Raw genomic sequence first — 25,601 nt, forward strand, 5'->3', positions numbered from 1 at the left:
CGCCACCGCCGCCCGCACCCTCTTCGCCCGCCTCGGCGGCGAGAGCGCCCCGGCCCGGACCCGCACCATCCCGACCCGCCTCATCCCCCGCGGCTCGGCGGAGACCCCGCCGCCCGTCAGGACGGCTTGGGGACCATCCGGGTCAGGCCCTTGCGGTCGTAGTAGCGGGTCATCGCGAAGCCGAAGACCAGGGCACCGACCAGGCCCAGGGCGATCATCACCCAGGCGCGGGCCAGGCCGGCGTCCGCCCGGGCGTCGAAGTAGAGGATCGAGCGGACGCCTCCGACCAGTTGGCGCATCGGCTCGAACGCGCCCAGGAAGCGGTAGAAGCCCGGCGTCGCCTCCAGCGGCACCGTCGCCCCCGAGGAGGGCAGCGCCAGGGCGATGAAGACGAACATCGCCACCAGCTGGCCGATCCCGCCGAACGCCGCATTGATCGCCTGCACTCCCAGGCCCACCGACAGGCAGGCGCAGAAGGAGAACAGCCACAGCAGCGGCAGGTGCGGCGCGTCCATGCCGAGCAGGCCGATCGTCGCCAGCATGATCATCGAGGTGGTGACCAGCGACAGCCCCGCCGTCATGCCCATCTTCACCAGCAGCGTCTGCGTCCGGTCGATCGGCAGCGTCGGCCGCCGCGAGTGCCACGGCCCGATCTCGCTGTCCGCGTACCCGAGCGAGGTGTCCACCGCGTTGTGCACCAGGTTGGCGCTCAGGAACCCGGCCAGCACCAGCAGCAGCGTGTAGTAGAACGCGCTCAGCCCGAGCCCCGTGTGACGCCCGATCGGATGCCCCGGCCTGACCTGGACGTCCACCGGGTCCGCCAGCAGCAGCTGGTCCGTCGGGGACGCCTGCGGGGCCGCCGCCAGCAGTTGCTTGCCGATCTCCAGCGAGGACCGGTGGGCCGCCTGCTGGGTGATCTGGCTCGCCAGCGACGAGCCCAGGCTGCCCACCCCCGGGTTGGTCAGAGCCGCCAGCACCGGTCGGGCCGACGCCCGGTCGGTGGTCAGCGCGGCGACGCTGCGGGTGAAGTCCTCCGGCACCTCCAGCGCGCCGTACACCTTGCCGGACGCCAGCTCGTCCTGCGCCTGCGCGCGCGTGAGCACCCGCCACTGGACCTGCCCGGGCGGGCTGTTCGCGACGATCGAGGCGGCCACCTCCGCGCCCAGCGGAGTGGTGTGGCCGGGCAGCGCCGGCCCCGTGTCCGAGTCCACGAGGGCGATCGGCATCCGGTGCAGGTGGTCCGACGGCGTCAGGATGCCGCCCATGTACAGCAGCGACAGCAGCAGTGCGACCAGGGCGCTGAGCACCCCGGGCACCACCCAGATCTTCGCGTGGCGCAGCACCGTCCCGGCGCGCGCCCCCGGCGGGGGCTGCTGCGGGGGATTCCCGGACGCCATGGCACTCCAGCGGTTCGTCACGCCGGCCCGGGACACCACGCCCCGCGAGCCGGGCCCCCGGGGGCGGGGCGCACCACGACCATAGGCGCCGCACCCGGAGCGCCCCGGCCGACACCTGCACCACTCACCCGAACGCCCGAAGCCTGATCGCCCGAACCCGGATCGCCTGAACCCCGAACGCCCGAAGCCGGATCGCCTGAACCCCGAACGCCCGAAGCCGGATCGCCCGAACCGCGTCCGGCCGCCCGGTTCCCCGGCCCGGGCCGCAGGCCTGGCTACGCGCCGTCCGCCGGACGCAGCTCCACGAACAGGCCCCGGGCCCGCGCACCGTCCCCGAGCCGCCACGCCCCCTCGACGTAGGCGGCCGCCCCGTCCGAGACCACCGAACCCGCCGCCAGCTCCCGCACCACCAGCAGCGACCTGCCGTCGGCCCAGGTCAGCACCGTCCCCGCCGCCGAGTCCGCCACGGTCGGGAGACCCGCGAGCGCGGTGCGCGTCGAACCGACCACCAGCTCGCGGTCCGGGGTGTCGCTCTCGTTCTGGTCCTGCGCCCGCACCCGGCCCTCGACCAGCGCGACCAGCTGCGCCACCGCCACCGGGTCCTGGCACGCGTCGTACGCCCACCGCCGCCCGAGCACCCCGTGCTCCATGGTCCCCACCAGCGCGGCGTCCGCGCCCTCCAGCGGCGCCCCGCGGTAGCTGAGCGGCACCAGGTACGACACCGGCTCCCCGCCCGCCGCGTCGGTGACCACCATGAACTCGATGCCCACCTCGCCCGCCGGGTCGTCCAGCCGGAAGCCACCCGCCTTCACCGGCTCCGGCGCCCCCGCCCCGCCCCGGTACCAGGGACGCGACGGCAGCCACTGCGTCAGCAGCTCCAGCTTCGACGGCTTCAGCTCGGTGTGGTGAATGACAGCCATGTCCTCTGCGCCAACCCCTCGAACGGATCCCACGATGCACCGTCAGCATACGGAGCCCGCCCCGGGGGCCTCCCGGAGCACCCCTGCCCGCCGCACCGGGAGGCCGGAACGGCGGGCAGGGGCAGCCGCGGAGGGTCCGTCAGGCGCAGACCGCCCCGTTCACCGTGAACGAGGCCGGCACCGGGTTCGCACCCGAGTACGTCGCCTGGAAGCCGAAGCTCCCGCTCGCCCCCGGCGCCAGCGTGCCGTTCCAGCCCGCGTCCCGGGCCGTCACCGCACTGCCCGACTGGGTCACCGTCGCGTTCCACGCGTTGCTGATCCGCTGGTCACCGGCGAAGGCCCAGCCCAGCGTCCAGCCGGACATCGTCGTCGTCCCGGTGTTCTTCACCGTGACCGTCGCCGTGAAGCCGTTGCCCCACGCGTTCTCCACCTTGTAGACCACCGCGCAGGAGGCCGCCGGCGGCGCCGAGTCGTCGTCCACCTCCGTCGCCGTGAACGTCGTCCCCTGCACCCCCGACCCGCCGACCGAGAACACCGCACTGCCCGCCGCCGCGTCCGCGTCCTGCGCCGCCGACACCGCGACCTGCTGCGGCGTCGACCAGTTGGCGGCGGTGAACACCAGCGCCGTCCCGGGCACCGACAGGTCGGTGTCGCCCGAGGCCCGCGCCACCGTCACCGTGACGCCCTGCGCGGGCGCCGCCGACAGCCGCACGCCCACCGTCGCCGAACCGCCCTCCGCGACCGACACCGCCGACGGCGTCACCTGCACCGACGGCGTCACCGGCGCCGCCTTGCGCTCCGCCGCGAACGCCGCCAACCACGCCAGCGGGGCGTTCCAGTTGATCGCCACCTCGTTGGTCGAGTACGAGCCGATGTCGTCCACGTAGCACGCCGCCGGCGCGCACCCCGCCAACTGGGCCTTCGCCACGGGGTCCTCCAGCCCCGCGTTCGGGCCGCCCGCGAAGGAACCGGCCGGCGGGTGCGGCAGCGAGGCGTCGTTCTGGTGCGCCCAGAACCGGTGGTGCTGGTTCTCCGAGGCCCGCTCGCCGTAGCCCGTCACGTACGAGCGGTCCAGCGCGTTGCGTCCCAGCAGGTAGTCCAGCGACTCCAGCGCGCCCGCCCGGTAGCGCTGCGCCCCGGTCAGCTCGAAGGCCACCGCCAGCACCACCGCGTTGTTCGCGACCTGGCTGTTGGAGCCCCACACGTAGCCGTCCGCCGGGATCGGCACCGCGTAGCCCTGGCCCGCCATCGTCGACAGGTACCCGTCCGCCGCCGTGGTCAGCAGGCCGCGCACCCGCGCCAGGTCGTCCGCGGCCAGCGGCACCCCGGGCACGGTCGCCAGGGTGATCCGGCCCAGCGTCGCGGTGCCGCCCCACCAGAAGGCGTCGGCCGGCTTGGCGTGCAGCGGGGAGGAGGTCACCGCGTCCCGGAACTGCGACTCGCCGGTGGTGGCCAGCAGTTCGGCCGCCGCCCAGTAGAACTCGTCCGAGACGTCGGCGTCCTCGTACGCGCCGCCGCCGGTCGAGTCCGTCCCCGGCGCCAGCACGTTCGGGTTGGCCCTGGCCGCCGCCCAAGCCCGGCGCGCCGCGTCCAGGCAGCGGGAGGCGAAGGCCGCGTCGTACGGCGCGTAGACCCGTGCGCACTGCGCCGCGGTAGCCGCCAGGTTGAGCGTGGCGGCGGTCGACGGCTTGTGCAACTCGCGTTGCTGGTCGTCGAGTTCGGGGCGGGTCGGCAGGGCGGTCCACTGCGCGTCGTGCACCTTGTGGAAGGCCATGCCCTCCATCGGCCTGCCCGCCGGGACCTGCATCCGGAGCAGGAAGTCCAGCTCCCAGCGCGCCTCGTCCAGCACGTCCGGCACCCCGTTGCCGCGCTCGGGCACCCGCAGGGTCGAGTCGCCCAGCGCCGCCTCGCCGCCCGCGCGACGGGCCCGCTCGAAGGAGTTGACCACCTGCCAGACCGCGATGCCGCCGTTCACCACGTACTTGCCCTGGTCGCCCGCGTCGTACCAGCCGCCGCGCACGTCCTGCCGGTAGTCGCAGACCCCGGCCTGGCAGGGTACGCCGGTGTCGCCCTTGTTCGGGGCCACGCCCAGGTGCCCGGCGGGGCGCCCGTACCCGCTGCCCGCCAGCGCCGCGTCGATCGCGATGCCGCTGCGCTGCTGGTAGAAGAACGACATGCTGTCGGCCCGCAGCCCGTCGTACAGCGCGGACGAGATGTCGAACGGGTGGCTCGCCTGGCCGCCGACCACCAGCGTGAAGCCGGTGCCGGTGCCGGTGTACGCACCGAAGTCCACCAGGTGCGTGGACTGGCCGGACGCCCGGTCGGCGCCGCGCACCGTGCTGTTGCCGGAGGCGACCACCGTGCCGCCGGCGTCCCGCAGTTGCCAGGCGAGCGGTGCGGTCGCCGAGCTGACCACGGTGGCCCGCTTGGGGCCGTCGGGCAGGTAGCCGAGCTGGTTGACCCGGACGGGGACGTCGGCCGCCGCGGCGACCGAGCCGACCGCGCCGGCGGGGGCCGCCGTCAGCGCGGTGGCGGTCAGACCGCCGGCGGCCAGCGCCAGGCCGGTGAGGAGAGCGGCCGCGCGACGCGACACGCGGCGTACGGAAGGGGCAGGAGGCACGGGTGGGAGCCTTCCTCGGGTGGGGGAGTGGTGCGCGGGCGGGGAGCACGGGCGAGGGCGGGAGGGTGGGAGCGCTCCCATGGCGTCCAATCAAGCCAGCCCGGACGGTGCCACGTCAAGACGCCGACGCAGAAAGGCCGTTCACCCGGGACGTCGCACCCCGGCGGCCTCCCGGTGGCCGGCCTCGGCCGGCGGCCGACGGCACCCCGCCGAGCGCGGCGCGGTGAGCGACTCCCAGGCCGGGTCCGGCCGGCCCGGCACGGTGCGGCCGGCGGCGCGCCACTGCCGGACGAGTTCGTGGTAGATCGGCACGTCCCGCTTGTGCAGAACCGTTTCTTCATCCGCAGGCGACTCCATGCCACCGTCAACGACCGACCCGGCCCTCGGGCACGCCGCCGTCAACCCGCCGACCGCCGGGAGCCGGGCCGGCCCGAACCCGGCGCACGTCCCGCGCTCCCGCGCGTCGAGCCGGTCACCCGTCCGAGTGGCCGCCGGACGGCCGGTCCCGGGCCTGCGCGCACGCCCCCGGGCGGGAGAACCGCCCCGATCTGCTTGGATACCCGGGTGACCGACCGCCCCGCGACCCCTCCGTGCCCCTGCGTGCTCTGCGACCCCGCCGCCTCCGCCACCCCCCGTGCCCGGCGGCACCGGGCGGAGCACTGGTCCTCGGAGATGGCGCACGTCCGCGACCACGGCTGGCACGTGGTCGGCGTGGGCGGGGGAGGCGAAGTGCCGAACTGGGCCTTCACCGTCGGCCTGTGGCACTCCCACCGGATCCCGGAGGTGGCCATGTTCAGCTTGGAGCTGCAAGGGCTGATGCACTGGGTCGACGCCGCGGCCGCGCAGCTGCGCGACGGCGCGTCGACGGAGCCCGGCACGCTGCTCCCCGACGTCATCGACGGGTACCGGGTCGAGGTCCGACCGGTCGACGACAGCTGGTACCGCCCGCTGTTCGGCACGGCCGTCGGCTTCTACCGGCGCAGCCCGGTCCCCTTCGTCCAGCTGCTCTGGCCCGACCGCGAGCACCGGCCGCCCTTGGACGGGCGGGCCAGCGCGGGGTGCCGCTCGCAGCCCGGCCTCTGGCTCCCGGTCGACGAGCACCCGAAGGGCGTCTGGACCGACGAAGCCGCCGAAGCCGGCTGACCTCCGGCCGGGGCGGGGCTCCCGGCGGACGGGAACACCGGAGGGGTTGCGGCGGGCCGGCTCCGGTCTCAGGCCTCGCCGACCCGCGTCCCCAGGTGGTCCGACTCCGCGACGAACTCCGCGAGGAGCCGAGCGGCGTCGTCGACCATGGCCGCCAGCACGTAGGTGTCGGGCGCATGGATCCAGTCGCGCCAGAGCAGCACGACCTCCCCGCCGTCGAGGCGGAAGACGTGGCCCTCCTCGTTGTCCTCCGCGAAGTCCGGAGGGCCGAGGGCCTCGGGATTCCCTACCGTGAGGAGACGGCCGGCGAAGTAGTAGGGCCCGGGCCCCCACAGCGAGGTCGCGACGCGTTGCACCGTGTCTCTCCTGGTCAGGTGGTGGTCGATCGGTCGGGCTCCGCACACGCCGGCCGGTCGGCAGGGCCCAGGTGCGGCAGGGTGAACTCGGGCAGCGCGTAGGCACCCGCCTGGGGCGCCGACGGGTCCACCGCCGCGTCCGCGCCGGGGACGTCCGCGGCGAACGCCTCCGCGTCGTCCACCGGGACGTACGGCAGCACCGCCGGGTCCGGCAGCTCCCAGAACCGCCGGGTGTTGGCGGACACCGCGTACACCGCCGCGAAGCGGACCGCCTCCGGCGCCGTGAGCGCCGCCCGGACGAACCCGACCGCGTCCCGCGGGCTCAGCCAGGTCGCCAGCTGCCTGGCGTCCACCGGGGCCGGTTCGAAGCTCCCGATCCGCAGGCACACCACCGGCAGCCCGAACTTGTCCGCGTACAACTGCCCGAGCGCCTCCACCGCCACCTTGCTGACGCCGTACAGCCCGTCGGGCCGGCAGGGCTCCAGCGGCCCGGTGAGGTGCCCCGCCGGGTAGAAGCCGGTCACCCGGTTGCTGCTCGCCAGCACCACCCGCCGGACCCGAGCCCGCCGGGCCGCCTCCAGCACGTGCTGGGTGCCCAGCACGTTCGCCTCCAGCAGCTCCGCCAGCGGGGCCTCGTCCGGCACCCCCGCCAGGTGGACCACCCGGTCCGCCCCCGCCAGGGCCGCCTCCACCGCCGCCGGATCCCGCAGGTCCGCGGTGAGTGCCACCTCGTTCGGGGCCTCCGCCCGCAGCGGCACCCGGTCGACGAGCACCAGGCGCTCCGCCTCCCCGCGCAGCGCCCGCCGCACCACGGCGCCGATCCGCCCGGCCGCGCCCGTCACCACCACCGTCCCCAGCCTCACCGCGGCCTCCCGCTCTCCGACGTCTCCCCGGTCATCCTCCCCCCTGCCCGGTCGTCCGCCCCCGCATCCGGACCGGAATCGGCATGCCCGGGCACGGCCGGCTGCGCTACCGTCCGGACCGTTCGCTGGTTCGAGTCACACCGGGGGAGTACCCGTGCCGCAGATCCTGATCGACCACTCGACCGACGTGGTCCTCGACCGCCCGGCCTTCGCCGCCGCGCTGCACGAGCAGCTCGCCCAGGTCATCGACACGACCGTGGCCGAGTGCAAGACGGTCTTCCGCCCGGCCGCCGACCACCTGGTCGGTGACGGCGGTGAGGGCCGGGCGGTGGTGCTGGTCGAGATCAAGATCCTCGCCGGCCGCAGCGCGGAACTCCGCGCCGAGCTGACCGACCGCACCCTCGCGCTGCTGGAGGCCCACGTCCGCGTCCCGGCGGCCTTCGGCATCGAGGTCACCGAACTCGACCGCGCCACCTACCGCTTCAGCCACCACGCCGGTGGCCCGGGCTCCTCGTGAGCGGGCGAGCGGGCTCCGCCCGAGTCAGCGGCTCGACCCGGCGCGGGTACGCGTGAACGCGGCGCTGGACGGAACGCACTGCCTGTGGCCGGCCTTCTGGCACGGCCTCCCCGGAGGCGCCGCGCACGCTGAGATGCGAGCTGCTGCCGGCACTGCGCACGGGGGAGCGGGTGATGAGCCTGCTGGACGTGCTGCCCGACGAGTTCACCCCGCTGACGAGGGTGACCTCGCGGGGCCGGGGCATGCGGATCGCCCGGCTCCTCGGCCGGTCCCTCTCGGTCCGGGAGTGGCTCGTCGAGGAGGGCGAGGCCCCGGACCGGCCGTGACGCGCCCGGTGGGGCGCTCAGGGTGCCGGGGTCTCCTGCTCGGCTTCGACCTGGGCGTTCCAGTCGCGCTTGGAGGCCTGCCAGCCGTCCTCGTTGTGGCCGAGGCGCCAGTAGCCGGAGATGGAGAGGTCCTCGCGGGGGATGCCGAGGTCGACGCGCAGGAACGCGCGGAGGTCCTTGACGGTGCCGGCCTCGCCGTGGACGAAGGCGTGCATCCGGCCTTCGGGGCGTTCCAGTGCGCGGACGGCCTGGACGAGGAGTTCGCCGGCGGGCCGCTCGCCGCGGTGGAGCCAGGTGACGTCGGCGGCGAGCTTCTGCTCCTCCTCGGGTCCGGCGACCTCGACGAAGGCGTGGACGCGGGCGTCGGCGGGGAGGGCTTCGAGGGCGGCGGCGATGGCGGGCAGGGCGCTCTCGTCGCCGGCGAGCAGGTGCCAGTCGGCGGTGGGGTCGGGGGTGTAGCCGCCGCCGGGGCCCATGAAGCGGACGACGTCGCCGGGCCGGGTGCGGGCGGCCCAGGGGCCGGCGAGTCCTTCGTCGCCGTGGACGACGAAGTCGACGGTGAGTTCCCGCTGTTCGGGGTTCCAGGCACGGACGGTGTAGGTGCGGGTGACGGGCCACTGCTCGCGGGGGAGGTCCTCGCGGATCTTCTCCAGGTCGAAGGGCTCGGGGTAGGTCACGCCCGTGGGGGCGAAGAGGATCTTGACGTAGTGGTCGGTGAAGTCGCCGGCGGTGAACGCGGCGAGGCCGTCGCCGCCGAGGACGACGCGCTGCATGTGCGGGGTGAGGCGTTCGGTGCGGACGACGTGCGCGGTGTGCGGCTTCCGGGGCTTGCGGGCCGGACGCTCTGCCATGGACTGGCTCTCCTCAGATCATCAACTTAGGCTCGCCTAACGTAACACCCGGCGGACCTCGTTCCACGATCTTTTTCGAGTCCGGTCGAACACGTCCGGCGGCTCCGGCCGGGCCCGGTCGGCGGCGAGCATGGTGCCGGGGTGGTCGACGGCCGTCGCGTCGTCACCGGTGGCGCGGGAGGCGGAGTTGAACACCTCGGAGTTGCCCGCGCCGGGGGCGGTGACGTCACGCCCGGTACCGCGACAGCTGTGCCCTGCGGGCCGAGGGGGAACGGCCGACGGGCGGGCACGGCGCCACCCGGACGGCCCTGTTGCGGCGCGGAGCCGCAGGTCGGGTGGGGAATTGGCGGTCAATCCGGGCGACAGGTGGCATGGTGGAGGGAAACGACCCTCGACGAGAAGGCAGCGCCTTGGCAACCGACTACGACGCCCCACGCGACACCGGCGACGAAGGCCGCGACGAGAGCATCGAGGCACTGAAGAGTCAGCGCGACGACAAACAGGGTTCCGCGGTCGACATCGACCCGGAGGCCGTCGAAGGGCTGGAGCTTCCCGGTGCGGACCTGTCCGGCGAGGAACTCACCGTGCGGGTCGTGCCCCTGCAGGACGACGAGTTCACCTGCATGACGTGCTTCCTGGTGCACCACCGCGCCCAGCTCGCCGGAGAGGACCGCAACGGCCAGCCCATCTGCCGCGACTGCGCGACCTGACCCGCCGCGCACGGCGCAGCGCCCGCCGCCCCGCGACGGGACGACGGGCGCTGGGCCGGACCGCTCAGCAGCTGACCGTGCCGCGCCGGATCGCGTGGCCGCCGTCGTTGGCGTCGTCGGCCCAGTAGACCGGCTTCGAGCCGGCGACGCACTCGTCGCAGACCGCCCACAGGCGCGAGGCCTGGGGCTCCCACTGGAGCTCCATGACGCCCGCAGCCGCCGCCGGGTGAGCATCCCGTGAACTCCCCCCGAACGGCCCGCGCTCCGCGGGTCAGCCGAAGAGGCGCAGAGCGCAGGCGACGACCGCCGCGCGCACCTCGTCCCGGTCCTCGACGTGGACGCCGGGGCGGATCCAGACCGGGGACTGGTTGAGGACGCCGTGCAGGCACTGCATCGCCACGTTGATGTTGTCGCAGGTGAACTCGCCGTCCGCGACGCCCTGTTCGACGACGCGCCGGAAGACGGCGTCGTGGCGGCGGCGCATGTCCTTCATCGGCTCCTCGAACGCCTGCGGCCAGGTGCGGGGCCAGGAGAAGGCCGCCGCGACCTCGGGGGCGGTCTCGGTGAGGATGAGCACCTGCTCGTCGACGAGTGCCGCCAGCAGCTCCCGGGCGCCGGCGCCGGTGACCTTCCGCTCCCGGTCGGCCAGGCGCCGGAGGACCTCCTGGGTGAGCGACTCCAGTGCGGCGGCGACCAGTTCGTCCTTGGACGAGAAGTAGTGGTAGAGCGTGGCCTTGGCGATGTCGGTCCGTTCGGCCACGTCCTCCAGGCTCATGCCCTGGTAGCCGGCGTCGGCGAGGATCCGGGTCGCGGTGCGGACAATCTCCGCCTTGCGGCGGTCGCGCCGCCGGGCGACCCGGCCGGTACCCCGGACCGGTGACGCTCCGTCCGCCGGCTCCGGCGCGCCCGCGCCGCCGCCCTCGTCCGCCGTGCCGCTCAACCCAGCTCCTCCTCGGTCCCCGGCCGCGCCGCCGCAGCTCCGCGGTGTCCGCACACCCTATCGCCGGGCCCCGAGGGGGTCGATTTTCCATCCGACCGTATCGGAACATGACCGCTCAGCCGAAAACCCGACCGCTCGGTTGACTTTTTTCGACGCGGGAACCTACGGTCGTGCCAGAGCCCCCGGCCCACGAAATCCGAGGATCCGATGTCCGCTTCCGCCGGCGCCTACTACCGCCGCCTCGCCACGCCCGGCCACTTCCTGCCCACCGAGCACGCCACCGGCGGGTGGTCGCCGACCGAGCAGCACATCGCGCCGATGGCGGGCCTGCTCGTCCACGAGATCGAACGGGCGGTCGGGACGGACGGGCTGCAGACGGCGCGGCTCGGCCTGGACATCCTCGGGGTGCTGACCCTGGACGCGTTCGAGGTCACGGTCGAGGTCCTGCGGCCCGGCCGCACGATCAGCCTGGTCGAGGCACGGGTCGGCCAGCACGGCCGCACCGCCGTGATCGCGCGCGCCTGGCGCCTCGCGGTGATCGACACCGCCGAGGTCGCGGGCGGCGCGCCCGCCGTGCTCCCCGCGCCGGACGCGGTGCCCGCGTGGGACCTCACCGCGCTCTTCGGCGGCGGTTTCGTGCGCTCCCTGGACATCCGGCGCGAGGCCGACGCCGTGCCCGGCCGGTCCCGGTCGTGGACGCGCAGCCGGGTGGGCCTGATCGAGGGCGAGAAAGCCGGCACCCTGGCCTCCTGGATCGCCATGGTCGACACCGCGAACGGACTCGCGGTCCGCGCGTCGCCGACCGACTGGCACTACCCCAACGTCGACCTCACCATCCACCTGCACCGGCAGCCCGTCGGCGAGTGGCTCGGCTTCGAGACCGGCGTGGTGCTGGGCCCCGACGGCCTCGGCATCACCAGCTCGGCCCTGCACGACACCACCGGCCCGGTCGGCCGGGTCGAGCAGATGCTGACGGTCCGCCCGCGCGCCCACGCAGGGCGGGAGCCGGCGCCGGCCGGGTCAGGGGAGGTTCTGCTCGGTCCAGATCGTCTTGCCGCTGTCGGTGTGCTGGGTGCCCCAGCGCTGGGCGATCTGCGCGATGAGCAGGAGTCCGCGGCCGCCCTCGTCGGTGGCGGCGGCGAGCCGCATCCGCGGTGAGGTGGTGCTGGCGTCGGTGACCTGGCAGATCAGGGTGCGCCCGTAGAGCAGGCGCACCCCGATCGGGGCGGCGCCGTACCGGATCGCGTTGGTGACGAGTTCGCTGAGGATGAGCTCGGTGCCGAGGATCAGCTCGTCCAGGCCCCAGGCGTGCAGCTGGGCGTTGGCGGCGGCGCGGGTGGTGGCGACGGCCGCGGGGTCGGGCGGGACGTTCCACTCGGCGATCCGGTCGGGGGGCAGGGCCAGGGTGCGGGCGATCAGCAGGGCGATGTCGTCGGTGGGGTTGGCGGGGAGCATGGCGTCCAGGACGTCCTGGCAGGTCTGCTCCGGGGAGCGTTCCGGGTGGGTGAGCGCGGCGCGGAGCCGGTCGAGGCCCTCGTCGATGTCCTTGGTCCGCGACTCGACGAGCCCGTCGGTGTAGAGGACCAGCTGGCTGCCCTCGGGGACGTCGAACTCGGTGGTGGTGAACGGCAGGCCGCGCAGGCCCAGCGGCGGGCCGGCCGGGGTGTCGGGGATGGTCGCGGTGCCGTCCGGGTGCACCAGGACGGGCGGCAGGTGGCCGGCCCGGGCGAGCTGGCAGCGGCAGGTGACCGGGTCGTAGATCGCGTACAGGCAGGTGGCGCCGATGATGGCGCCCTCGCGGCCGTCGGCCGCCTGCTCCTCGTCGATGCGGGCGACCACCTCGTCGAGGTGGGTGAGCAGTTCGTCGGGCGGCAGGTCGAGCATGGCGAGGTTGTGGACGGCGGTGCGCAGCCGGCCCATGGTGGCGGCGGCGTGCAGGCCGTGGCCGACCACGTCGCCGACCACCAGCGCCACCCGGGCGCCGGACAGCGGGATCACGTCGAACCAGTCCCCGCCCACCGCCGCGTGGGCGGGCAGGTAGCGGTAGGCGGCCTCGACGGCGTCCTGGACGGGCAGACCGCGCGGAAGAAGGCTCTGCTGGAGGGAGACGGCGAGCGGGTGGCCGCCGGTGATGGCGGCGGCGATCTGCTCCTGGCTGGTGTACTTGGCGTCGAAGACGCCGTTGTTGCGGCCCAGCCGCAGGACCGCGATCTGGTCGGCGACGGCCTGGATCTCCTCCAGGTTGTGGCTGATCATGACGACGGCGTGGCCCTGGTCCCGGAGCCGGCGGATCAGGTCCAGGACGCGGGTGGTCTGGTCGAGCGGCAGCGCGGAGGTGGGTTCGTCGAGGACGACCAGGCTGGGCTTCCCGATCAGAGCCCGGGCGATGGCGACCAGCTGGCGCTGCTCGGCGGAGAGCGTCGCCACCGGGACGCGGACGCTCGGCAGGCGGATGGACAGCTGGTCGAGCAGGGCCAGCGACCGCTTCGCCATCTCGATCTCGCGCAGCACGCCGAAGCGGCGCAGCTCCCGCCCGAGGTAGAGGTTGGCGACCACGTCGAGCCGGCCGACCAGCGGGAGGTCCTGGTAGACGGTGGCGATGCCGAGCCGCCCCGCGTCGGCCGGGCGGCGCAGGGCGACCGGCCGGCCCTGCCACTCGACGGTGCCCGCGTCCGCCGGACCGGCCCCGGAGACGACCTTGACCAGGGTGCTCTTGCCGGCCCCGCTGTCGCCGACCAGGCCGACCACCTGCCCCTGGTCGACCTGCAGGTCCACCGCGTGCAGGACCTGGACGGGCCCGTAGTGCTTGGAGATCCCGCGCAGGGACAACAGCGGGACGCCGGGCACGGGGCCACCTCCACACTCTCCACGGACCGTCAGGGCCGCCGGTCCTGCGGCCCCCGCACCGGGGTGCCGACGTCCGGGGCACGCCCGCGGCCCGGGTCCTCCACCCTGACACCGGCGGCGCGGGGGGTGAAGCCGACACACGGGCGGCCGCCCGTTCGGCGGCATCCCCGGCGGCCGCCCGCGGGGCCTACCCGGTCGGCGGGGTGCGCAGGACGCGCAGGCGGTTGCAGCGCCAGGAGAGGCGGGAGACGTCCGGCCGGGGCGCCGGGTGGCCCCACTGCCCGGCGGACACCGACAGGTTGACGATGATCCACGCGCGCCAGGTCGCGGCCACGCCGGCGCCGTCCGCGTACACCTCCCGCCCGTCGACCGACCAGCGGACCGAGTCGGTGCCGAACCGGCAGGCGACGGTGAACCACTGGCCGGGGGTGACCAGGTCGTCCAGGTAGGCCGAGGCGCCCGGCGCGGTGTGGTTGCTGAGCTCCAGCATCCGCGGGTGGTCGCCGTGGTACTCCAGGACGTCCACCTCCCCGTGGCCGGGCTGCGGCCGGCCGTCCGGCCGGTCGCGTCCCCAGGTCCAGATCGCGGGCCACGCGCCCTGGGCGGCCGTCAGCAGGCAGCGCGCCTCCAGCAGGTCGCCGGGCCGCAGCTCGAAGCCGCCCGCGGTGTTCTCGGTGGTCACCAGCGGGGTGCGCCAGCTGCGGCTGCTCTCGCGGACCGCGGCGAAGCGGTCCGCGCTCGGCCCGAAGCCCGGCACCAGGTGGTCGAGCTTGTTGTCGCCGGGGTTGCGCCCGTTGGGCGGGTACGCGGAGGAGACGCCGGCCGCCCACTGCGAGCGGTCGGAGAAGGGGGCGTCGAACACCACGACGGGTGCGTTCGAAGGTACGGATCCGGTCAACGGGTCACTCTCCCAGGTCGAAGGGGCCTTCCGACCTCGGTATCCCCGGAAGAATCACGTCCGGATCGTCCGCTGCCCGGCGCACGGGAGCGCGGCCGCTGCGCCGGGCGCACACGATCCACCCGCGCCGTCAGGCCCGCCCGGCCGGGGTCAGCCGCAGCGTGGCCAGCACCGGTGTGCGCCGCGCGCCAGGGCCCCGGCAGGCCTTTTTTGACGTACCACCAGGCGGGCCCTGCAGAGCCCTCGGTCGTGGTGGGGGACGCCGTCCAGAGTTCGAGTCGGCGAGGTGATGGCGCACGTTCGGTGTCGTCTCAAGACCCCGGCCGCCGGGGCCACCGGGCTCAAGGCCGCGATCTCCTTCACCGACGCGCCGGCCGCCTTCACCGCCCTCGAGCTCGGACCGACCGGCGGCGCCGGCTGGGAGGGCAAGCCCCTCGACCTGTCCGCCTACGCCGGCCGCACCATCGCCCGGATCGGCCTCCAAGCCTCCGGCACCAACCCCTCGGACGACCTGAAGATCGGGCAACTCGCGGTCCAAGAAAGCGCGGTGGCCAGTGCAACGGCGACGAAGGACCCGCCAAGGCCGTCATCGGCACCCGCCCGGTCACCACCACGGCACGCTACGTCCGGCTGGTCGTCACCAAGCCCACCCAGACCACCGACCCCGCCGCCCGGATCTACGAGTTCGAGGCCTGGGGGCGCAACGGTCGGGGCCGGGCCGGGCCGGGCCGCCCGCCGCCGCGCGAGGGGCGACCGCCGTTCCGGGGGTGTTTTCTGGAATGAGGCAGTTCCTGCGGACGGAGACCGGGTGAGTGCCAGGCAGGGTCGCGAGTGGGAGGCGTCGTCGGAGGGCGGGCGGGCCGGGCGGCTGCGGATGCTAGCCGCGTTCGAGGACGAGGGCGACGCGGCCGCACTCCTCGCGGCGCTCCACCACCTGACGGCGGAGTTCGGCGCGCTCGGCGGCATGGCGCACCTGCCGGTGGCCGGCATCGGCCAGGCCGGGCTCCGGCTGGTGGCGAGCAGCGGCCTGCCGGCCGCCTTCACCCGCGCCTGGGACGTCATCCCCTCCAGCGGCAGGCTGGCACCGGCCCGGGTGGTCCTCGACGGCGGCACGCTCTGGCTGCCCGCGGTGGAGTACCCCCGCCAGGAACCGGGCCGCCCCGTCGCCGCCCCGCCCTTCGTCGCCCCCTCGGCGGGCATCGCCGCCGCGGCCCTGCCCGGTCCGGACGGACCGCGCGGCGCGCTGTCGCTGATCACCCCGCCGCTCGCCGAGCCGGACGCCGCGGACCTGTCCTTCCTCGCGGAGGTGGCCGCCTGGGCCGCAGGCCGCCTGCGGCTCTCCGCCCCCCGCACCGGCGGGCTGTCCCCCGCACTGCTGTCGCCCCTGGAAGGGCCTGCCCAGCAGCGCCCGCGGCTGCGGATCGGCACCTGGTCGTGGGACATGGAATCCGGAGACTTCTTCGTCGACCAGCGCTTCCTCGCCGGGATCGGCATCGACTGGCCGCCCGGCGGCCGGATGCGGGAGTGGGCCACCCTCGTCCATCCCGAGGACCGGCCCTACTCGGTGCACGTGCTGGTCGAGGCGATCCGCACCCGCGGGTCCTACGAGGCGGAGTACCGGGTCGCCACCGCCGACCGCGGCTACGCCTGGGTCCGGGTGCGCGGCCGGGTCGACGTGGACGAGCACGGCGAGCCCGCGCGCCTGGAGGGCACCGTCTACGACACCACCGAGGCGCACGCGGCGCTGGAGCCGGTCGGCCGGGCCCTGCGCCACATGACCGACGGCTTCCTCTCCGTCGACAGCGACTGGCGGATCGAGTTCGTGAACGTGGCCGCGGAGAAGCTGCTCGGCTCCGCACCGAGCGTGGCCGGCACGATCCTGTGGGACCTGCCCGCCATCCGGCACGTCCCCCGCCTGGAGCAGCTGTGCCGGGAGGTCGTCCGGACCGGCACACCGCTCGACTTCGACGTCCGCTGGCCCGACGACCGCTGGTACCACCTGCGGCTGGTGCCGGTGCCCGGTGGTCTGACGCTCTACAGCACCGACATCACCGAGCGGCGGCTGCGCGAGATCGAGCGGGCCGCGGCCGAGCGGGTCGCCGCCGACCGGTCGGAGCTGATCGGCGGCCTCACCGCCGCCCTCGCCGAGGCGCTCACACCGCGCGACGTGGTCGACGCGGTCGCCGGCTGCGTCCTGCCCCAGGTGGGCGCCGTCGGGCTCCTGGTGGCCACGGTGATCGACGGGCGCCTGGCGGTCACCGGCGCCGTCGGCTACCCGGACGCCATGCTCGATGCGCTCGACGGCCGCCCCGTCGGCACGGTCCACCCGACGGTCGAGGTGATGCGCCGCCGACGGGCCCGGTTCATCGAGTCGAGAGCGGAGTTCCTCGCCTCCTACCCCGGGACCGGCGGGCTCGTGCGGACCTCGGACAAGCAGGCCTGGGCGTTCCTGCCTCTGAGGGCCTCCGGGCGGGAGGGCGTCTGCGTCGTGTCCTTCGACCGTCCCCACACCTTCGCCAAGGAGCAGCGCACCCTGCTCGGCGAGGTCAGCGGACTGATCTCACAGGCGCTCGACCGGGCCGGCCTCTACGAGGAGGCCGCCACCCGGGCCCGGGAGCTGCAGAGCGCGCTGCTGCCCCGGGAGCTGCCCGCCCTGCCCGCGGTCACGGCCGCCGCCCGGTACCTCCCGGCGGGCCACGGCGCCGAGGTCGGCGGAGACTGGTACGACGTGATTCGTCTTTCCGCCGACCGGGTCGCCCTCGTCGTCGGCGACGTCATGGGCCACGGCATGCCCGAGGCGGCCACCATGGGGCGGCTGCGCACAGCGGTGCGGACCCTCTCCGAGCTGGAGCTGCCGCCGGCCGAGATCCTCGGCCGGCTCAACGACATCGTCGCCGACCTCGGCGACGACTCCTTCGTCACCTGCCTCTACGGTGTCTACGACCCGGTCACCCACGACCTCCGGTACGCGAACGCCGGGCACCCGCCGCCGGCCGTGGTCCGCCCCGACCACACCGTGGACCTCCCGGTGTCGGTCCCCGACCCGCCGCTCGGCACCGCTGTTCCCCCCTTCGACACGGTCACGGTGAGCCTCCCCGAGGGAAGCCTGCTGGTCCTGTGCACCGACGGCCTGGTGGAGTCCGCGGACCGGGACGTCGACGCCGGGCTGGCCCGGCTGGCGGACACCCTGCGCACGGAGCTCCTTCGCCGCCCCGCCGCCACGCCCAACGCGCTGTGCGAGGCCGTGACCGCGGCCCTCGTCCCGGCTGGACGCCCGGTCGGGGACGACGCCGTGCTGCTGCTCGCGCGCGTCCACCACCTCCCGCCCGGCGACGTGGTCTCCTGGGTCCTGCCCGACGACCCGCGGGCGGCCGGCGAGGCCCGGGCCCACGTCCGCGCACAGCTCGCCGCCTGGGGGCTGGACGAGCTCAGCACGGCGACGGAACTGATCGTCAGCGAGCTCGTCGGCAATGTCATCCGGCACGCCAAGGGGCCGATCGGCCTGCGGCTGCTGCGCAGCCGCACCCTGATCTGCGAGGTCTCCGACGCCAGCCTGACCACCCCGCACATCCGGCACAGCTCGGCCACCGACGAGGGCGGCCGTGGGCTGCAACTCGTCGCCGCCGTGGCCGGGCAGTGGGGTGTGCGCTACGACGAGCACGGCAAGAGCATCTGGACCGAGCAGCCGATCGCCGGCTCCTGACGCCCCCGCAACCCGTCGGACTCAGGCCTTGACGCCGCCGGCCGCCAGATCGGCCCGCCAGAACCGCTGCAGCAGCAGGAAGGCGACCACCAGTGGGAGCACGGACACCAGCGAGCCGGTGACCACCAGGTTGTACGGGGTGTGGTCCTTGAGCCCGTTCCAGTAGTAGAGGCCGAGGTTGACCGGCCACAGCTTCTGGTCGGAGAGGGTGACCAGCGGCAGGAAGAAGTTGTTCCAGATGGTGACGAACTGGAAGAGGAAGACCGTCACCAGGGCCGGTGAGAGGATCCGCAGCACCACCGTGAAGAAGATCCGGAACTCCCCGGCGCCGTCCATCCGGGCGGCCTCCAGGATCTCGTCCGGCACCGAGGCCTCGGCGTAGATCCGGCTCAGGAACACCCCGAACGGGCTGATCATGCTGGGCAGCAGCACCGCCCACACCGTGTCGACGAGGTGCGCCTTCGACAGCAGGAGGTACACCGGCAGCGCGAGCAGCGGCGCGGGGACGAGCACGGCGGCGAGCACCGTGTTGAACACGGCCTCGCGGCCGCGGAACCGGAACTTCGCGAGGGCGTAGCCGGCCATCGCCGCGAACAGCGTGGCACCGGCCGCGCCCACGCCGGCGTACAGGAGGGTGTTGAGCATCCAGCGGACGTAGAGGCCGTCGTTGGCGCTCGCCAGCTCCCGGAGGTTGTCGCCGAGACGGAAGGAGGAGAACCAGAACCCGTTGCTGCCGAAGAGGTCGCTGCTGCTCTTGGTCGACGCCACCAGCAGCCACCAGGCGGGCAGCAGGAAGTACAGCGCGAGCACGGACAGCACGGCCGTGCCGACGACGTTCGGACGCGGACGGCGCCCCGACGGGGCGGTGCTCATGAGGCCGCCCGCTCTCCGGTGAAGCGCACCGACAGGCGCAGGAAGACGAAGGACAGGACGCCGGTGGCCAGCGCCAGCAGGACGGCGATCGCCGCCGCCCTGCCGTAGTCGTTGGTGCCGAACGCGGCGTTGTACGCGGCCATGTTCGGCGTGTAGTCGGCGGAGACCGTCGAGGTCAGGGAGTGCAGCACCATCGGCTCGGTGAACAGCTGGAGCGTGCCGATGACGGAGAAGATCCCGGTCAGCACCAGGGCGGGAGCCACCAGCGGGATCTTGATGTGCCAGGCGATCCGCCAGGCGCTCGCGCCGTCGAGCTCGGCGGCCTCGTACAGCTCGCGCGGGACCGCCTGCAGGGCGGCCAGGATGACCAGCATGTTGTAGCCGGTCCAGGTCCAGGTCACGATGTTGGCCATCGACCACAGGACCGTGCCGGAGGACAGGAAATCGGCGCGGATCCCGACGTTCCCCAGGCCGGAGACGAGCGGGCTGGTGCCCGGCAGGTAGAGGAACGCCCACAGGATGGTGGCCACGACGCCGGGGATCGCGTACGGCAGGAAGTACGCGAGCCGGAAGAACCGGGGGAACCGCGCCCCCCTGCCGTCCAGCAGCAGGGCCAGCACCAGGGCGAGCCCCAGCATCACCGGGACCTGCACGACGCCGAAGAGCAGGACGCGGCCGACCCCGGCGAGGAAGGAGCCGTCCCCGAGCGCCGCGCCGTAGTTGGCCAGGCCCGCGAAGACCGTCCGCGCCGGGCCGAAGCCGAGGCCGGAGCGCGCGGTGCGGTAGAGGCTCTGCCACAGCGCGTACGCGATGGGCAGCAGGAACAGGGCGACGAAGAGCAGCCCGAAGGGGAGGAGGAAGCCGAGGGCGGCGCGGTTGCGGGACGGGCCCCGCCGCGACGGCGGGGCCTGGCGGCCGGCCCGGTCCGCCGCGACCTGGGGTGCTGCGCTCATGGGGATGCTCCCTGGTGCGGGGTCAGCCGGTGGTGACCGTCAGGCCCTTGGCCTTCATCGTGTCGACCGTCTTGGTCTGGACGGTGGCCAGGGCGGCCGTCAGGTCGGTGTGGTCGGCGACGGCGGTGCCGAAGGCGTCGGTCAGGTCGCTGGCGGTCTGGGTCATGGTCGGGCCCCAGGTCCACTCCGGTGCCTGCGCGAGCGCCTGCTTGAAGACGTCGAAGATCTGCTGGCCGCCGAAGTAGGGGCTCGGCTTCGACAGCGCGGGCACCGAGGTGCCGGCGGTGGAGGCGGGGTAGATGCCGGCCTTCTCGACGAGGATGCCGACGGCGGCGGGGTCCGTGCTCATCCAGTTGGCGAACTCCAGGGCCGCCCCGGTGGACTTGCAGCCCTTGACGACGGCGGTGGAGGAGCCGCCGTCGTTGCCGACGGACCTGGTGCCGTCCTGCCACTGCGGCATCGGGGCGACCGCCCACTTGCCGGCGGCCTGGGCGGCGTTCTGTTCGAGGATGGTGGAGAACCACACCGGGCCGGCGTAGGCGGCGATGGTGCCGTCCTGCATGTCCTTGTACAGGTCGGGGGTGTAGCTCTGCTCCGACTTGACCAGGCCCTTCTCGACCAGGCCCTGCCAGTAGTCGGCGACCCTGGCGGTGCCGGCGTCGCTCGCCATCGACACCGTCCAGCCCTTGTCGCCCGCCTCGAACCACTTGCCGCCGGGCTGGGAGGACATCCCGGCGAACCACCACGGGTCGTCGGGGTTGAAGACGCTCAGGTACCCGGCCGGGTCGGCGGCGTGCAGCTTCGCGGCGTCCGCGGCGAACTGCTCCCAGGTGGTCTCCGGCTGGAGGCCGTACTTGGCGTAGAGATCGGTGCGGTAGTACAGCGCCATCGGGCCCATGTCGACCGGGATGCCGTACACCTGGCCGCCGACCTTGACCGAGTTCCAGGCGGCGTCGCCGTACTGGGACCGGTACTCGGCCGCCTCCTTGCCGACGTCCTGCAGGGCGCCCTCGACGACGAAGCTGGGCAGCGACTCGTAGCCGACCTGGGCCAGGCACGGGGCGTTGCCCGCTTTGACGGCCGCGAAGACCTTCGCGTAGCCGCCCTTGCTGCCCGGCACGGTCTTCTCGAACCGGACCTGGACGTCCTGGTGGGTGGCGTTGAACCGTGCCGCCGCCTCCTCGTACCCGGGCGCCCAGCCCCAGAACGTCACGGTCGTCGGCCCGGCGGACGCCGACGGGCCGGAACCGCCGGAACCGCAGGCGGCGGCACCGGCGAGCAGGGCGAGGGCCGCGGCGGCAGGCAGCGTGCGGTGCAGGATGCGGGAGGTGGCCATGGGTCCGGTCCTTTGCGGTGCGGCGGTGCGGCGGTGCGGCGGCGGTGCGGCTCAGGGTGGGGGTTCCACGGATGCAGTGTTGCCCGACGGGGGAGGCGGGCCGGTGGTGCGGTCGGGCCCGCACCGTCGGATTCATCCGGTTGGCGGGGCCGGGCACGGGGAGGAATCTCCCAAATGCGCTTATTTGTGCTTTTCCAGTGAGTATTGCTCACGATCGAGCAGATACCAAGCAGTGCCGGCGAGGATGAGGTCTCGGTTTCGACACGGTCGGCGGCCCGTCCGCTCCCGAGCGTCCGTCCAGGTCAGGCCCACGGCCAGGGGCTCGCCGCCGTCCCGCCGTCGTCCGCCGTCATCCCCCGGCGAGCTGTACGGACCGGGTCAGGTTGCGCGGCCGGTCGGGGTCCAGGCCCCGGGCGGCCGCGAGGGCCACGGCGAGGCGCTGGACGCGCACCAGGTCCGCGAGGGGATCGAGGTCGCTCTCGATCCAGAGCGCCCCGGTCGCCCGCACCTGCCGGGCCAGGCCGGCCGGTGCGGGGCCCAGCATCCAGGTGGCCGTCGAGGGTGCGGCGATGCTGATCGGCCCGTGGCGGTACTCCATGGCAGGGTAGGACTCGCTCCAGGCGAGCGCGGCCTCGCGCAGCTTCAGGGCGGCCTCGTGGGCCAGGCCCAGCGTCCAGCCCGAGCCGAGAAAGGTGAACTGGGCGCGGCCGGTCAGCTCCTCCGTCGACGCCCCGGGCAGCGGCTCCGCGAGTGCCCTGCGGGCATCGGCCTCCACCGCCGGGGTGTGCAGGCCGAGGTGGGCCCGCAGCGCGGTGAGGGCGGTGGTGGCGAACCGGGTCTGGATGACGGAGCGCTCGTCCGCGAAGTCCAGGACCGCGACGCGGTCGGCCGCGGTCATGACCGGGGCCTGCGGGTCCGCGGTGATCGCCGAGGTGGGCGTGGTCCCGCGCAGCCCGTGCAACAGGTCCAGCACCTCGGTCGTGGTGCCGGAGCGGGTCAGGGCGAGCATCCGGTCGTACGAGCGGGAGAGACGGTACTCGGAGGCGGCGAACGCGTCCGTCACGCCCTGCCCGCTCGACTCCCGCAGGGCGGCGTACGCCTGGGCCATGAAGAGCGACGTCCCGCAGCCGACGACCGCGACCCGCTCGCCCGCTGCGGGCAGCACGCCCCGGCTCGCCGCCGCGAGTTCGGCACCGCGCCGCCAGCAGTCGGGCTGACTGGCGATCTCGGCCTCGATGAAGGCTGTCACGGTCACCTCCGAGGGGAGGGGTCTCGATCGCCAGTCTGCACCATTTTGGACACGAATGTTGACATCTGCGCTGTTCTGGCGCGGACAATTCAGATTGTTGCAGCTCGCGCGCACCACCCCCTGGAGCTCCCGATGTTCTCTCCGCCCCGCAGACTGCTCGCCGCCACCGTCGCCGCGGCCCTCGCCGCGCTCGCCGCCGGGGTATCCACCCCGGCTTCCGCGGCACCTCCCCCCGGGCCCTACTCGGTGAGCGTCGGCTCGCCGGTGCAGGTCGGTCACCCGACCGACACGCAGGCGTCGCCGTACATCGACAAGGACGGCACGTTCTACTTCCAGCAGTCGGCGGCGCTGTACGGCGCGACCGAGCACCGGCAGTGGGACTTCTACACCGGCACCGACTTCGACACCGCGACCAAGTCGGCGTCGCTGAGCGGCTACGTCAACCCGGCCAACTCCCAGGACCGCAACGACGACACCACCTGGCGCTGCAACAACAGCCCGACCGGCCTGAGCGCCAGCTACGCCCCGGCCGGGTCCAGCTACTCCCAGCGCAACTACTGCGACCTGGCGGGCCTGTGGGTCGACCCGGACACCGGCGACTGGTACGGCCTGGTCCACAACGAGTTCACCCCGCAGCCCTTCGGCACCGACGGCCTGCACTACGACGCGATCGACTACGCGGTCTCCACCGACCAGGGCAGGACCTGGACGATCAAGGACCACGTGATCACCTCGCCGTACAGCACCAAGCGCGGTGACACGGCGGCCTTCCCGAACCAGACGTACTACTACGGCGACGGCGACCAGCGCCTGTTCGTGGACGCCGCCTCCGGCTACTTCTACGTCTTCTACGGCTCCCGGGTGGTCGACAAGGCGGGCGGCTGGAAGGCCTTCCACGAGCACGTCGCGCGCGCCCCGATCGCGAGCAAGATGGCGCCGAGCTCCTGGCAGAAGTGGTACAACGGCGCCTGGACCGAGGCGGGCGTCGGCGGGCGCGAGTCCAACATGGTCCCGGTGAACGGCTCCAGCACCACCGGCTACACCCCCACCAGCGGCGAGTACAAGCCCACCAACACCGGCACCACCGCCCAGCAGGTCGCGGCCGGCACCACCCCCGCCACCTCCCCGCTGTTCGTCATGGACGTCACCTTCAACGCCTACCTCGGCCTGTACGTCGGCCAGCCCCAGGGCGTCGACCAGAGCGGCAACGCCCCGCAGCAGTACTACGTCACCGACAACCTCGCCACCCAGAAGTGGTACCTCGCCGGCGACACCGGCAGCTACCACACCGCCTCCTGGTACCGCTGGTTCCTCGACGGCGCCAACCGGACCGGCTCCCAGATCGTCGGCAAGAACTTCCGCACCTACTGCTACTACGGCTGCTCCAACAACTCCTCCAGCGAGTACGTGCCGGTCACCCTCACCTCCTCCTCCGCGCCGGCCGCCCCGTTCGACCTGACCAAGACCTACCGGATCGCGAACGGCAACGGCCGCGTCCTGGCCCAGGTCTCCGGTTCTTCCGCGACCACCTCCCAGACCTCCACCGACTCCGCGCTCGAAACCTGGACCTTCGCCTCCAACGGCGACGGCTCCTACCGGATCACCAACGCCTCCACCGGCCAGGCGCTCGGCGTCGACTCCACCACCAACACCGGCCGCGCCTGGGGCGCCAAACCCACCGCCACCACGCCGGGCAACGCTGTCGGCCAGCAGTGGTTCGTCATCGCATCGGGCAGCACCTACCACCTGGTGAACCGTTACAGCGGGCTGGACCTGGCCCTCTCCGGGGAGACCGGACGGCTCACCGAGACCACACCCACCCGCACCTGGACCAACACCACCGGCAGCCAGGTCGGCTCGAACCGCACCGCCGCCGAACAGACCCTCACGCTCACGGCGGTCGGCGCCGCACCCGACCTGACCGGCACCCACACCCTGACCGCCTCCGGCAAGGCGCTCGACGACCCCAACCACTCGACCGCGCAGGGCACCCAACTCGTCACCTGGTCGCCCAACGGCGGCGCGAACCAGCGCTGGGTCTTCACCCGCCAGGCCGACGGCTCGTACCAGATCGTCAACGGCGAGTCGAACCTCTGCATGGACGTCAGCGGCGGCTCCACCGCGGCCGGCACGGCCGTCATCCAGTGGGCCTGCACCGGCGGCGCCAACCAGCGCTGGACCGTCAGCGCCGTCTCCGGCGGCTACACGATCACCTCGCAGAGGAGCGGCCTGCTGCTGACCACCGCCTCCACCGCGGACGGCGCCCCGGTCACCCAGCAGGCGGATACCGGCTCGGCCCTGCAGCACTGGGCCACCGGCTGACCTTCCGGCCGTCGTCCCGCTCCCGTCGAAGGCCCGGCGGGGAAGTCGCAAGCTTCCCCGCCGGGCCTTCGGCCGTCTGACATCAACGGGCGCTACGTGCTCATTTCTGCTTGAAGTCGATTGGATTTGAGCATATTCTGGCAACAGGCGGGTCAATCGACCTTCGCGCCGGGAGGGGACCACGCTCCGGACCAAGGAGGACTCCCGTGTATGCCCGTAGCCTCACCGAAGAGTTCGCAACCGGCTTCGCCATCCACCTGATGTACCTCCCCGACGACCCGTACGGCGTCCAGGTGGTCACGGTCGGGCAGGACGTCGACGTCGTCCGGGTCCGCCGCGAGCGGGCCGAGCGGGTCATCGGCTTCCTCGGCGACGACCTCGACGGGATCATCGAGGACATCGCGCACTTCTACTGGCTGGTGCCCGCCGGAACCGCCTGCCTGCAACCGGCGGAGCCGGCCGACGAGGACGTCGAGATGCTCGGCCCCCGCTGGTCGGTCACCATTCCGGGCAGCCGCTACCAGGGGCGGCGCCGCTGGTACGGCGACTACGGGACGCTCGCCGACCCGGGTCTGCTGTGCAAGGCGCTCGCCGCCACCAGGGACACCCGGGCCGTCCTGCGGCGCGTCCCGGAAGCCGGCGGACCCACCGGCGAGCGGCAGCCCTCCCGGATGCCCCGGCGCCGGCCCCAGGACTGCCTCGAAGCACCCGACGCTGTGAAGAGCCTCTCGCCGCTCGGTGCCTGGCTGTGAGTCGGATGTCCGCCCGGAACGACCG

Annotated in this window: 20 protein-coding genes and 4 pseudogenes; 8 read left to right on the forward strand and 16 right to left on the reverse strand. The window is 73.7% G+C overall.

Annotated elements, in window-relative coordinates; genetic code table 11:
• Positions 1–116: 116 nt before the first annotated feature.
• The 4 genes from ABEB06_RS38540 to ABEB06_RS38555 form a co-directional block, all read right to left on the reverse strand.
• Positions 117–1,397 (reverse strand): YhgE/Pip domain-containing protein, encoded by a 1,281-nt coding sequence (locus ABEB06_RS38540; RefSeq protein ID WP_345701618.1) that lies wholly within the window; start codon positions 1,395–1,397, stop codon positions 117–119.
• Between the two features lie 275 nt (positions 1,398–1,672).
• Positions 1,673–2,317, reverse strand: coding sequence for a maltokinase N-terminal cap-like domain-containing protein (locus tag ABEB06_RS38545; RefSeq protein ID WP_345701619.1), 645 nt, complete (start codon positions 2,315–2,317; stop codon positions 1,673–1,675).
• A gap of 139 nt (positions 2,318–2,456) precedes the next feature.
• The gene (locus ABEB06_RS38550) at positions 2,457–4,910 is read right to left on the reverse strand and encodes a glycoside hydrolase family 9 protein (protein ID WP_345701620.1); all 2,454 of its coding nucleotides are present in this window, start codon (positions 4,908–4,910) and stop codon (positions 2,457–2,459) included.
• Positions 4,911–5,078: 168 nt separating this feature from the next.
• Positions 5,079–5,249: a hypothetical protein gene (locus ABEB06_RS38555; protein WP_345701621.1), complete on the reverse strand. Its 171-nt coding sequence runs from the start codon at positions 5,247–5,249 to the stop codon at positions 5,079–5,081.
• A 252-nt stretch (positions 5,250–5,501) separates the two neighbouring features.
• On the opposite strand from ABEB06_RS38555, the gene ABEB06_RS38560 reads away from it, so the two are divergent.
• Positions 5,502–6,080 carry a DUF4262 domain-containing protein gene (locus ABEB06_RS38560; protein WP_345701622.1) on the forward strand — a complete coding sequence of 193 codons (579 nt, stop codon included), beginning with the start codon at positions 5,502–5,504 and terminating at the stop codon, positions 6,078–6,080.
• Positions 6,081–6,148: 68 nt separating this feature from the next.
• Here the strand turns inward: ABEB06_RS38560 and ABEB06_RS38565 are convergent, their stop codons facing one another.
• A complete protein-coding gene (locus ABEB06_RS38565; RefSeq protein ID WP_345701623.1) occupies positions 6,149–6,436 on the reverse strand; it encodes a hypothetical protein in 288 nt (95 codons plus the stop codon).
• A gap of 14 nt (positions 6,437–6,450) precedes the next feature.
• Positions 6,451–7,299, reverse strand: coding sequence for an NAD-dependent epimerase/dehydratase family protein (locus tag ABEB06_RS38570; RefSeq protein WP_345701624.1), 849 nt, complete (start codon positions 7,297–7,299; stop codon positions 6,451–6,453).
• 154 nt (positions 7,300–7,453) lie between these two features.
• Here ABEB06_RS38570 and ABEB06_RS38575 point away from each other — a divergent pair, with 154 nt between their 5' ends.
• Both ABEB06_RS38575 and ABEB06_RS38580 read left to right on the forward strand, forming a co-directional pair.
• Positions 7,454–7,816 (forward strand): 5-carboxymethyl-2-hydroxymuconate Delta-isomerase, encoded by a 363-nt coding sequence (locus ABEB06_RS38575; RefSeq protein ID WP_345701625.1) that lies wholly within the window; start codon positions 7,454–7,456, stop codon positions 7,814–7,816.
• Positions 7,817–7,989: 173 nt separating this feature from the next.
• Positions 7,990–8,142, forward strand: coding sequence for a hypothetical protein (locus tag ABEB06_RS38580; RefSeq protein WP_345701626.1), 153 nt, complete (start codon positions 7,990–7,992; stop codon positions 8,140–8,142).
• Positions 8,143–8,159: 17 nt separating this feature from the next.
• Here ABEB06_RS38580 and ABEB06_RS38585 read toward each other — a convergent pair whose 3' ends face one another.
• Complete coding sequence (locus tag ABEB06_RS38585) at positions 8,160–8,993, reverse strand: siderophore-interacting protein (RefSeq protein WP_345701627.1); 834 nt, start codon at positions 8,991–8,993, stop codon at positions 8,160–8,162.
• 410 nt (positions 8,994–9,403) lie between these two features.
• Here ABEB06_RS38585 and ABEB06_RS38590 point away from each other — a divergent pair, with 410 nt between their 5' ends.
• Positions 9,404–9,703 (forward strand): DUF4193 domain-containing protein, encoded by a 300-nt coding sequence (locus ABEB06_RS38590; RefSeq protein WP_345701628.1) that lies wholly within the window; start codon positions 9,404–9,406, stop codon positions 9,701–9,703.
• Between the two features lie 64 nt (positions 9,704–9,767).
• Here the strand turns inward: ABEB06_RS38590 and ABEB06_RS38595 are convergent.
• Both ABEB06_RS38595 and ABEB06_RS38600 read right to left on the reverse strand, forming a co-directional pair.
• Positions 9,768–9,917 (reverse strand): annotated as a pseudogene (locus tag ABEB06_RS38595) (lamin tail domain-containing protein); the annotation flags it as partial.
• A 57-nt stretch (positions 9,918–9,974) separates the two neighbouring features.
• Positions 9,975–10,643: a TetR/AcrR family transcriptional regulator gene (locus ABEB06_RS38600; protein WP_345701630.1), complete on the reverse strand. Its 669-nt coding sequence runs from the start codon at positions 10,641–10,643 to the stop codon at positions 9,975–9,977.
• Between the two features lie 207 nt (positions 10,644–10,850).
• On the opposite strand from ABEB06_RS38600, the pseudogene ABEB06_RS38605 reads away from it, so the two are divergent.
• Positions 10,851–11,609, forward strand: a pseudogene (locus ABEB06_RS38605) (thioesterase family protein); the annotation flags it as partial.
• Between the two features lie 54 nt (positions 11,610–11,663).
• On the opposite strand, the pseudogene ABEB06_RS38610 reads toward ABEB06_RS38605, so the two are convergent.
• The 3 genes and pseudogenes from ABEB06_RS38610 to ABEB06_RS38620 all read right to left on the reverse strand — a co-directional run.
• Positions 11,664–12,767, reverse strand: a pseudogene (locus ABEB06_RS38610) (SpoIIE family protein phosphatase); the annotation flags it as partial.
• 219 nt (positions 12,768–12,986) lie between these two features.
• Positions 12,987–13,655: pseudogene (locus ABEB06_RS38615) on the reverse strand (ATP-binding cassette domain-containing protein); the annotation flags it as partial.
• 22 nt (positions 13,656–13,677) lie between these two features.
• Entirely contained in the window at positions 13,678–14,388 is a 711-nt protein-coding gene (locus tag ABEB06_RS38620) for a LamG domain-containing protein (protein ID WP_345701631.1), read from the reverse strand.
• Positions 14,389–15,196: 808 nt separating this feature from the next.
• On the opposite strand from ABEB06_RS38620, the gene ABEB06_RS38625 reads away from it, so the two are divergent.
• Complete coding sequence (locus ABEB06_RS38625) at positions 15,197–18,091, forward strand: SpoIIE family protein phosphatase (RefSeq protein ID WP_345701632.1); 2,895 nt, start codon at positions 15,197–15,199, stop codon at positions 18,089–18,091.
• Between the two features lie 21 nt (positions 18,092–18,112).
• On the opposite strand, the gene ABEB06_RS38630 is transcribed toward ABEB06_RS38625, so the two are convergent.
• From ABEB06_RS38630 to ABEB06_RS38645, 4 genes are all read right to left on the reverse strand, one after another.
• Entirely contained in the window at positions 18,113–18,964 is an 852-nt protein-coding gene (locus ABEB06_RS38630; RefSeq protein WP_345701633.1) for a carbohydrate ABC transporter permease, read from the reverse strand.
• Positions 18,961–19,917, reverse strand: coding sequence for a carbohydrate ABC transporter permease (locus ABEB06_RS38635; RefSeq protein ID WP_345701634.1), 957 nt, complete (start codon positions 19,915–19,917; stop codon positions 18,961–18,963). Before ABEB06_RS38635 ends, ABEB06_RS38630 begins: the two co-directional genes overlap by 4 nt.
• 22 nt (positions 19,918–19,939) lie before the next feature.
• On the reverse strand, positions 19,940–21,253 hold the full coding sequence (locus ABEB06_RS38640; protein ID WP_345701635.1) for an extracellular solute-binding protein: 1,314 nt from the start codon (positions 21,251–21,253) through the stop codon (positions 19,940–19,942).
• Between the two features lie 349 nt (positions 21,254–21,602).
• Positions 21,603–22,502 (reverse strand): SIS domain-containing protein, encoded by a 900-nt coding sequence (locus tag ABEB06_RS38645; RefSeq protein WP_345701636.1) that lies wholly within the window; start codon positions 22,500–22,502, stop codon positions 21,603–21,605.
• A gap of 132 nt (positions 22,503–22,634) precedes the next feature.
• On the opposite strand from ABEB06_RS38645, the gene ABEB06_RS38650 reads away from it, so the two are divergent.
• Both ABEB06_RS38650 and ABEB06_RS38655 read left to right on the forward strand, forming a co-directional pair.
• A complete protein-coding gene (locus tag ABEB06_RS38650; RefSeq protein WP_345701637.1) occupies positions 22,635–24,824 on the forward strand; it encodes an RICIN domain-containing protein in 2,190 nt (729 codons plus the stop codon).
• A 206-nt stretch (positions 24,825–25,030) separates the two neighbouring features.
• Positions 25,031–25,576, forward strand: coding sequence for a hypothetical protein (locus ABEB06_RS38655; protein WP_345701638.1), 546 nt, complete (start codon positions 25,031–25,033; stop codon positions 25,574–25,576).
• Positions 25,577–25,601 lie beyond the last annotated feature (25 nt).

This window comes from Kitasatospora terrestris, from assembly GCF_039542905.1.
Classification (GTDB): Bacteria; Actinomycetota; Actinomycetes; order Streptomycetales; family Streptomycetaceae; genus Kitasatospora; species Kitasatospora terrestris.

Bases quoted from the DNA above. Each gene is read 5' to 3' on its own strand.
- ABEB06_RS38540 (WP_345701618.1), bottom strand. From the start codon at position 1,397: ATGGCGTCCGGGAATCCCCCGCAGCAGCCCCCGCCGGGGGCGCGCGCC.
- ABEB06_RS38545 (WP_345701619.1), bottom strand. From the start codon at position 2,317: ATGGCTGTCATTCACCACACCGAGCTGAAGCCGTCGAAGCTGGAGCTG.
- ABEB06_RS38580 (WP_345701626.1), top strand. From the start codon at position 7,990: ATGAGCCTGCTGGACGTGCTGCCCGACGAGTTCACCCCGCTGACGAGG.
- ABEB06_RS38585 (WP_345701627.1), bottom strand. From the start codon at position 8,993: ATGGCAGAGCGTCCGGCCCGCAAGCCCCGGAAGCCGCACACCGCGCAC.
- ABEB06_RS38630 (WP_345701633.1), bottom strand. From the start codon at position 18,964: ATGAGCACCGCCCCGTCGGGGCGCCGTCCGCGTCCGAACGTCGTCGGC.
- ABEB06_RS38635 (WP_345701634.1), bottom strand. From the start codon at position 19,917: ATGAGCGCAGCACCCCAGGTCGCGGCGGACCGGGCCGGCCGCCAGGCC.
- ABEB06_RS38640 (WP_345701635.1), bottom strand. From the start codon at position 21,253: ATGGCCACCTCCCGCATCCTGCACCGCACGCTGCCTGCCGCCGCGGCC.
- ABEB06_RS38650 (WP_345701637.1), top strand. From the start codon at position 22,635: ATGTTCTCTCCGCCCCGCAGACTGCTCGCCGCCACCGTCGCCGCGGCC.